Origin of the sequence: Glaesserella sp. (assembly GCF_041814905.1) — a bacterium.
Taxonomy (GTDB): Bacteria; Pseudomonadota; Gammaproteobacteria; order Enterobacterales; family Pasteurellaceae; genus Glaesserella.
Genome location: NZ_JBGXYA010000020.1, coordinates 1 through 8808 on the forward strand (window position 1 = coordinate 1; position 8808 = coordinate 8808).

11 protein-coding genes are annotated in these 8808 nt (G+C 40.4%); all 11 read right to left on the reverse strand.

The genetic code is table 11. The features are described 5' to 3' along the window. Positions 1-118: SDR family NAD(P)-dependent oxidoreductase (locus ACEYJ7_RS03010; RefSeq protein WP_373777548.1), on the reverse strand; the 118-nt coding region annotated here is incomplete at its 3' end. 55 nt (positions 119-173) lie between these two features. Next, positions 174-1109 carry an ACP S-malonyltransferase gene (gene fabD / locus ACEYJ7_RS03015; protein ID WP_373777542.1) on the reverse strand — a complete coding sequence of 312 codons (936 nt, stop codon included), beginning with the start codon at positions 1107-1109 and terminating at the stop codon, positions 174-176. After that, positions 1102-2448 carry an MATE family Na+-driven efflux transporter gene (locus ACEYJ7_RS03020; RefSeq protein WP_373777543.1) on the reverse strand — a complete coding sequence of 449 codons (1347 nt, stop codon included), beginning with the start codon at positions 2446-2448 and terminating at the stop codon, positions 1102-1104. Before ACEYJ7_RS03020 ends, fabD begins: the two co-directional genes overlap by 8 nt. Positions 2449-2458: 10 nt before the next feature. Then, a complete protein-coding gene (locus tag ACEYJ7_RS03025) occupies positions 2459-3073 on the reverse strand; it encodes a GNAT family N-acetyltransferase (protein ID WP_373766849.1) in 615 nt (204 codons plus the stop codon). Positions 3074-3120: 47 nt separating this feature from the next. Beyond that, positions 3121-3744, reverse strand: a complete 624-nt coding sequence (locus tag ACEYJ7_RS03030) for a LysE family translocator (protein ID WP_373777544.1) — start codon at positions 3742-3744, stop codon at positions 3121-3123. An 85-nt stretch (positions 3745-3829) separates the two neighbouring features. Continuing rightward, positions 3830-4576, reverse strand: a complete 747-nt coding sequence (locus tag ACEYJ7_RS03035; RefSeq protein WP_162856795.1) for an epoxyqueuosine reductase QueH — start codon at positions 4574-4576, stop codon at positions 3830-3832. A gap of 218 nt (positions 4577-4794) precedes the next feature. Beyond that, positions 4795-5778: an octaprenyl diphosphate synthase gene (gene ispB, locus ACEYJ7_RS03040; protein WP_373777545.1), complete on the reverse strand. Its 984-nt coding sequence runs from the start codon at positions 5776-5778 to the stop codon at positions 4795-4797. A 134-nt stretch (positions 5779-5912) separates the two neighbouring features. Then, entirely contained in the window at positions 5913-7184 is a 1272-nt protein-coding gene (locus ACEYJ7_RS03045; RefSeq protein ID WP_373777546.1) for an HlyC/CorC family transporter, read from the reverse strand. 94 nt (positions 7185-7278) lie between these two features. Next, positions 7279-8085 (reverse strand): inner membrane protein YpjD, encoded by an 807-nt coding sequence (locus ACEYJ7_RS03050; RefSeq protein ID WP_373777549.1) that lies wholly within the window; start codon positions 8083-8085, stop codon positions 7279-7281. Positions 8086-8136: 51 nt separating this feature from the next. After that, positions 8137-8490 (reverse strand): DUF167 family protein YggU, encoded by a 354-nt coding sequence (yggU, locus tag ACEYJ7_RS03055; RefSeq protein WP_373777550.1) that lies wholly within the window; start codon positions 8488-8490, stop codon positions 8137-8139. Then, a partial coding sequence (locus ACEYJ7_RS03060; RefSeq protein WP_373777547.1) for a YggT family protein occupies positions 8490-8808 on the reverse strand: 319 nt, incomplete at its 5' end. The genes ACEYJ7_RS03060 and yggU, both read right to left, overlap by 1 nt.

The following is an 8808-nucleotide window of genomic DNA, read 5'->3' on the forward strand; positions in this document are numbered from 1 at the left end:
CCCCTTTTTCTGATGTTGCCGTGCCGATAACGAATGCACCTTTAGAAACTAATTCTTCAGCGATTGCACGCCCAATTCCACGGGTTGCCCCAGTGACTAATGCGATTTTATTTTGCATATATTAATCCTATTTTATGTGTAGCCCCTCCCCCGTAAACGAGGGAGAGGAATTATTAAAACTCGACTGAATCAAAACTTGCGACATCGTTCACAGCCTTCGCTGAAAGCTCTTTCACGATACGACCTGCCAAGCCGGTCAGTACTTTATTTGGACCGATTTCATATAAATTTATTACACCGTCTTGAGCCATTTTTTCGACCGTTTCCGTCCAACGCACCGGGCTATAAAGCTGACGTACCAACGCATCACGGATTTTATCCGCATCGGTTTCAACGGTAACGTCCACGTTGTTAATCACCGGAACAAGCGGTGCGTTTAACGAAATATTTTGCAATGCCACCGCTAATTTTTCTGCCGCAGGTTTCATTAATGCACAGTGTGAAGGCGCGCTCACCGCTAATGGTAACGCACGTTTTGCCCCTGCTTCTTTACATAATTCGCCTGCACGCTCTGCCGCTGCTTTCGTCCCTGCAATAACCACTTGTCCCGGTGAGTTAAAGTTTACCGCTGAAACCACTTCACCCACTTCACTTGCCGCTTGTTCACACGCTTTGATGATCGCTTCATTATCTAAACCGATAATCGCAAACATCGCCCCTGTACCTGCCGGTACGGCACTTTGCATAGCTTGACCACGCAATTCCACCAATTTAATCGCATCTTGGAAATCCAACACGCCAGCACAAACCAACGCCGAGTATTCACCCAAGCTGTGTCCTGCCATTACAGCAGGTTTTTGCCCAGGGAATTTTTCTTGCCAAATACGATATAACGCAACAGAAGCCGCTAATAACGCAGGTTGAGTGCGCTCGGTTTTACCCAAATCTTCTGCTGTACCATTTTGGACTAAATCCCATAAATCATAACCAAGCACATCACTTGCTTGTTTGAACGTTTGTTCTACCACAGGGTAAACAGGTGCAAGATCGGCAAGCATACCAACCGCTTGAGAACCTTGTCCCGGGAATACCATTGCAAATTTAGACATTGTTTGTTCCTCTTTTTAAACTATTTGAACTATAAAAAATCTCTACTATATTAATATTATTATTTTTTAATGCTTTAAGATATAAAATTATCGTTGGAATCATATCAACAATCATCCCGCCACCAAAAACATAAGCAATATTATCCAAATTCATTGTAATAACATTTGACTTATAAAGAATAAATACAACCCCATAATATCCAATATTAACAATAATGGATTGCCATAATAGATATTTAGTTAAACCTAAACCAGTCAATGTTGCATCAAACACTCCGTTATTAAGCATAAAAACAAAATAAAATATAGTTTGAATGGTCATTAAATGAATAATGGTATCATTTTCAATCTTTAGTATGCTAGATAGAAACATTTCCCATAAGGGCATGGAAAGTAGCCACAAAATGACAAATAATATTGTCATTAACAAATAGGAAAATGATTTAAGCCTTATGTTATCTATATTACTAGCAACATCTCTTTTTACTACTTCGGCTAAAGCCATTGAGGGAGCAAGTAAAATTCCCCAAATTATACTATTTGCTATCCAAAAAGATCCCTGCTCACCAATTTGATTCATCATGCTCAGAATCATGACAAAAAATACTGTATTTCTTACTAAGGATTCCAAACCTGAAAAAGCCCCAGTTTTAAACCAATGTTTGATCCATTCAACATCAAAGATAATATGATTGGATTTAAAATAGCAAATCAAATTTGTTCTAAATAGTATGTAAATAGTTAAAATCACATTAATAATAATATTAGAAATTGCAATACCATTAACACCTAAATTTAAAGAAAGACTATTTGATGATATAATAAAGGTATCGCTTAGCATTAATAGTAATGATTTCATAAGAGAAAACACCACCATTTCTTTAATCTTATTCAGAGTTGCTAAATATACAATCAAATACTCTACTGAAATTGAAAATAAAATAGCAATAGATTCCAACTTGATATAAGTTTCAGCTTGAGAAATCAATTCAGATTTTAAACCAACCCATTCAAGCAAAGTATATGAACTTAAAAAAATGAAAATAGAAAATATGACATGTACTAAAAAAACAACAATAAGACCATTTATAACACTATTAGATAAATCTTTGTCACTTTTTCTATAAGAAATAAATAACATATAAAATAATGGTACTAATAATGCCTCTTTAATAATTTCATAAAGGATATTCAACCACTGAATCTGGCTCGCAATATTGAATCCCCATTCATTTGGCATCTCTCCGATAAAATGTAATCGGATAATATTTTGAACAGATGGAATTATCATTAATAAAAGAAATGCAAACCAAAGTCTTATATCAAAAATTCTGTTCATTATTATTTCCTTAGTTTTTAACCATTCTTGAATACTGCCCAATCACATGCCAACCAAGCGTTTCGTAAAGCGGTTTGCCTTGATCGCTGGCACACAGAAGCCCGACCGTCACACCGTTTTCTACCGCATAGTTGGTCAGTAATTTCATGACTTGGGTAGCGAGCCCTTGGCGGCGATAATTTTCATGGGTTTCAATTAAATCAACCACCGCATAGTCATTTTGATAGGCAACCTGCCCTCTGCTTGCTAATGTTTGTTGATGATAAATTTTTACCACGAAACGGTTTTCAGATTTTTCCGCTTGAATTGCAAATTTTTCCGCCAAACTGACCGCTTGTATCTGAAGGTGTTCGTTTATCATCATAAAGTTAAATAAACGATGAACCCAACCTTTAGGTACAGTAAACCCTTCTTTTAAACCACTGACACAGAAATAATCTTTATCTGATAAATAAGCTTGTGCTTCCACCATACTTTCGGGGCTATACAACAGCAGCTCTTGCTCACGCTTACCGTCATTAACCTCTTCAAACAAATAGCCGTTTTTAATCACTTTTGCAGGCGGAATTTGACGAGAGATTGCCCAAATCGGAACCCAGGTATCCCAAAATGTTTTTGAATCCATATTTTCCCCTTTTACAAAATATTGATGAAATCTGACCGCTTGTTTATTTAGCTCGCAATCACTTTGATGCCCAATCCCGCCATTACCGCACCTAATACACGGTCAATCCAATGTCCGGCTTTTTGAAACTGGTGGTTGACGGACGGAATAGAAAGTAAAAATGCGACCGTGGCAAACCAGGCAAACAATAAAAACATCATCCAAACGCCGTAAATGCTTAATTGCCACAACGGCATATCAGGCGAAAGTACCACGGTGAACACCGACACCAAGTAAACCGGTGCTTTCGGATTTAACACGTTACATAAAAAGCCTTTCCATAGGGTTTTCCAAAGGCTTTCAGGGGCAACGCTTTCTTGCTTAATTTCGATAACTTCGTGCTTTGCTTTCGCTTTTAAGCCTTGATAGCCGAGATAAATCAAGTAAGCCCCACCGATAATTTTAATCGCGGTGAGTAGCCAAGCTGCATTCGCAATCACCGCAGCCAATCCCAACACGGAATAAAGCAAATGCACCCCGAAACCCAACCCGACGCCCAAGGCACAAGTTAAACCGGCAATACGCCCACGGCTTAATGTTTGCTGGGATACAAAAATAAAATCCGGACCGGGAGAAATTGCGGCTAACAGATGAATTCCCGTGATAACCAAAAAGCCTTGCCAAAAATCCAATGTTTCAATTCCTTGTTAAATTTGCAAAATATTGTCAGAAACAGACCGCTTGTATCGCTTTCCTTTTGAATCAAAAGAAAGTGGCTTAATCCGGTGAATAATACAGTTTACCGATTTCAATTCGCTGACGCCCCGTTTCCAAACGCCATTTATTAGAATCACGTAACGAATACACACAACCACAATATTCTTGCTGATAAAAACGTTCACGTTTGCTGATTTCGATCATCCGCTGTGAACCGCCGTTTTTACGCCAATTGTAGTCCCAATAAACCACATCATCGTAAGCCGCTGCCGCACGGTGTCCGCAACCGTTGATTTGGTTCATATCTTTCCAACGAGAAATACCTAAACAGCTAGTAAAAACAGGATAGCCATTTTCGTGAGCATATTTTGCAGTTTTCTCAAAACGCATATCAAAGCACATCGTACAACGAATACCACGCTCCGGCTCCCACTCCATGCCTTCCGCTTTTTTGAACCACTCTTTGCGGTCATTTTCATAATCGTCATCGACATCAATAAACGGAATACCGTGTTTTTCGGCAAAACGGATATTTTCTTCTTTGCGTAGCAGGTACTCTTTCAATGGATGAATATTCGGGTTGTAGAAGTAGATCGCAAATTCAATCCCTGAAGCGTGAATAGCTTCCATTACTTCACCCGAACAAGGAGCGCAGCAAGAGTGTAACAAAAGCTTGTTATGTCCATTTGGAAGTTCAAGTTTCTCACGCACAAAAGGGGCGTTCGGATCTTTGCCTTTGCGGGTTAATTTGCGTTTTTGTTGTAACGCTTCTTTGTGGGCTTGGGGTTGGTTTGTTTGTTCTGTCATTTAAAAGCTCAAAATATAAATTTACTTCGATCTAGCTCCCCTCTTTAGCAAAGAGGGGCTGGGGGAGATTTGTCACAAGCAAAAAACGAAGAAAATAATAACTTAGTCAAAATAGAACGTATCTATTTCGCTCTCACTTCGTCATCATCGTCTGCCAAATCTCCCCTAACCCCTCTTTGCTAAAGAGGGGGATCTTTTTGACAGTACGCAATGCTCATTTAATAAGAACGATCCACCGACAAATACGCCAATGAGATCAACGCTTGTTTATATTCACTTTCCGGCAAAATAGCAATCGCATCAACGGCTTTCTGGGCTTCCTGTTTGGCTCGTTCCATAGTGTAATCTAAGGATTTATGTTCTGCCATAATCGCTAAAATTTCGTCTAAGGCTTCACGTTTTCCACCTTGTTCAATCGCTTCACGGATCAATGCAGCTTGTTGCGGATTACCGCTTCGCATTGCGTGTAGCAATGGCAAGGTTGGTTTACCTTCCGCTAAATCATCACCGATATTTTTGCCTAATTGCTCAGCATTCGCACTGTAATCTAAAATATCATCGACCAGTTGGAATGCCGTACCAAGATAGCGACCATAATCACGCATCGCAATCACTGAGGCTTGATCCGCACCCGATACAATCGCAGAGCATTGACTTGCGGCTTCAAACAGACGAGCGGTTTTACTGTAAATCACCTGCATATAATTGGCTTCGGTGGTTTCAGGATCGTTGACATTCATTAACTGCTGAACTTCCCCTTCGGCAATCACATTTGTTGCATCAGACATCACTTGTAACACATCAAGAGAACGCAAACTTGCCATCATTTGGAACGCACGGGTATAGATAAAATCGCCCACCAATACACTTGCAGCGTTACCAAAACGGGAATTTGCCGTTTCACGTCCGCGACGCATATCCGATTCATCGACCACATCATCGTGCAACAGCGTTGCAGTGTGGATAAACTCAATAAAGGCTGCACAAGTAATATGCTCACGTCCCTGATAACCGACGGCATTTGCCGCCAACACCGCAATTAACGGGCGAATGCGTTTACCACCGCCGCTAATGATGTAATGTCCGAGCTGATTAATCAGCACGACATCCGAATTGAGTTGAGCAAGGATAGCCTGATCGACCGCTTGCATATCTTTCTTGGCAAGAGCTGAAATTTGTTCAAGTGACAACTGCATTTTCATTAATATTATCTTTCGTTTGCAAAATAAGGCTGGATTTTACCTTAATGTGTAGAGGTCATCAAAATAAGAATGTCAAAAGTCAGCCATTTTAGTGAAAATAAGGGGATATTTTACAATATCCCCCGTAATAAACCTTATGAAGCGGAAACGGCTATCGGCTCGACTTTTGCTAATTTCACCATATTATCGCTGACTTCAAGAATCGTCACGTTCAGATTAAATAACGTGAACCGGGTATCCTCATCGGGAATTTTTTCCAAATGTTCCAAAATTAACCCGTTAAAGGTTCTGGCTTCGTCTAGCGGTAAATTCCAATCGAACAGTTTGTTAATATCCCGTAAATTCGCGGAGCCTTCAATCAATACCGAACCGTCCGATTGCGGTTTAATTTCCTCTTCTAAAGAAGGTGCCGCCGATGTCGTGAATTCACCGACGATTTCTTCAAGAATATCTTCCAACGTCACTAAGCCTTTAATATCACCGTATTCATCAACAACCAATCCGATACGTTCTTTATTGGTTTTAAAATTCATCAGTTGAGTGGTAAGCGGCGTGCCTTCCGGAATGAAATACGCCTCATCCACCGCCCGAACCAATTGCTCTTTAGTAAATTCATTGCGTTCTAACATTAAACGGAACGCTTCCCGTACACGTAGCATTCCCAATATGTTTTTATCCATATTGCCTTTATAAATCACCACGCGGGCATGAGCGGCACCGGTTAATTGGCGCATGATGGCTTTCCAATCGTCATCAATATCGATCCCACCGATATCATTACGCGGAACCATAATATCGTCAACAGTGACTTTCTCCATATCCAAAATCGACACCAACATGTCTTGGTGCGAAGTCGGAATAAACCGCCCGGCGTCCAATACCACACTACGCAATTCTTCCGCGCTCATACCTGTTTTCTCGGATTGGCTAATACGTAATAACTTCATTAAACCATTGATGATACTTTTCATCAAGAAAACAATCGGCAGTAAAATTTTCTTTAACGGCATCAGAATATGGCTGGCGAAAAAACCGACCCGTTCAGGATAAATTGCGGCGATGGTTTTGGGCAAAATTTCAGAGAAAACCAACATCACAATCGTTAATAAACCCGTTGCGATAGCCACCCCTGCTTCCCCTGACAGTTGCATACCGATAATCGTGGCAATAGCCGACGCAGCGATATTAACCACGTTGTTACAGACAAGGATCAGGCTTAATAACACATCGGTTTTCGATAAGAGCTTTTCCGCTTTGCGCGCACCTCGGTGACCTTTTTCGGCAAGGTGTCGCATACGATAGCGGTTTAACGACATCAGCCCTGTTTCAGAACTGGAGAAAAAAGCGGAGAGAATAAGTAAAATGACAAGAGCAATAAATAAACTACTCAGGGGGATACTTTCCAAAGTTGAAGTCCTATATTAATTAATCAACAAGCGGTCAGATTGGGCAATTTTTTTGCAATTTTAGAATACCTCTTACCGCCGCGACAAGCAGTGCTTACACCACCCGACTACCGAAATACGCAATAGTGAGCAATATCATACCTGAAATTGAGTAAATTAGCACCCGCTTTCCACGCCAATTCAACTTCCATTGCCCCAGCAACAAGATGTTATACACAATCCACGCCATAAACGAAAAGATCGCTTTATGAATATGTTCCGGTGAGAAAAAATTATGTAGGTAGAACATTCCGGTAATCAACACCAATGTTAATAAGCCTTGAGCAATCAGGGTTAAGCTAAAGAAATGACGTTCAACCGTCATTAACGGCGGTAACAACGGAGAAAACATTAAGGTTTTATTTTTAAGACGGGTATCCAACCATTTAAGCTGAAAAGCATAAAGCAACGCAATAAAAAACAGCGCATAAGAGAAAGTGGCGATAGCCAAATGAAACATGAGCCCTGTATTTTCTGCAATCTGCTTAATAAAATGCCCCGGTACAAAACTGGATACCGCCACCGTCACCATATTCAAAATATAGATAACCGACAACGGAAACCAGATCGTTTTCCATTTTGGTAATGCGAGGGTGCCGATTAGCGCCATAATGAGGCTAATCAACGAAGCAACATTGGCAAGGGTAAAGTTTTGACCGTATTGTTGCCCTGCAAGCTGTTGGTAAAGATTAGCAATATGTAAGCCACAAGCAATCACGCCCACGATAAAAACCGTTTTAATGCTGATTTGATTTGAAATATACGGCTTATGTTCTTTATTGCGAATTGGCGCAATCCAAGTTAAAACGCCTAGATGTAGCGCTATCATATAAGCAATAAGAGTTAAAACAGCCAATAACATTGTCATCTCTCAAAACAAGAATAGTTTGCAATAGTCGGTAAGGTATCAGTTTTATGGTTTTTTTTCTATGGAAAAAGGGAAAAAATTTGACGTTCCGCAAGCTGCATTACTTTCCATTAATGCTTCCACTTCTTTCGGTATGGCTTTGGGTTTAGGAATTAGAATTTGTTTATGACGTTGTAGTTCGCCCTTTTCTAATACAATGCAACTTTTGGGTACTTTGAACAGTTTACTTAAAAACTTGAGTAAGTGAGCATTAGCTTGCCCTTCAACAGGTGGGGCGGTAATCGTAATTTTCAGCTCATTATCGTGCAAACCAACAATTTGGTCGCGGCTTGCTTTCGGTTGTAAAAAAATCCGCAGGCGGATGCCTTGCGGATTTTCACAAAATTCGACCGCTTGCATTATGCTAATGTCCATAATTGCCCGAACACTTGGTAAAACAAGCCGTTCAGGAAAATCAAAGCAAAACCAAGCACCATCACGGAAAAATCTAACATCCCCGTTTTCGGTAAAATTTTACGAATCATCCCCAACACCGGTTCGGTGATTTGAGCGACAGTGTAATCTAACGGATGATTGCCTTGCGTTACCCAGCTCATCAATGCACGAATTAAGGTCGTGAAAAAGAGAATCTGCCCGAAGGTTTTCACTACGCTGAGCAATCCGATCAACACTGCTCTCGGTAAATCCAAACCGAGCAACACAAACAGCAATGTTACG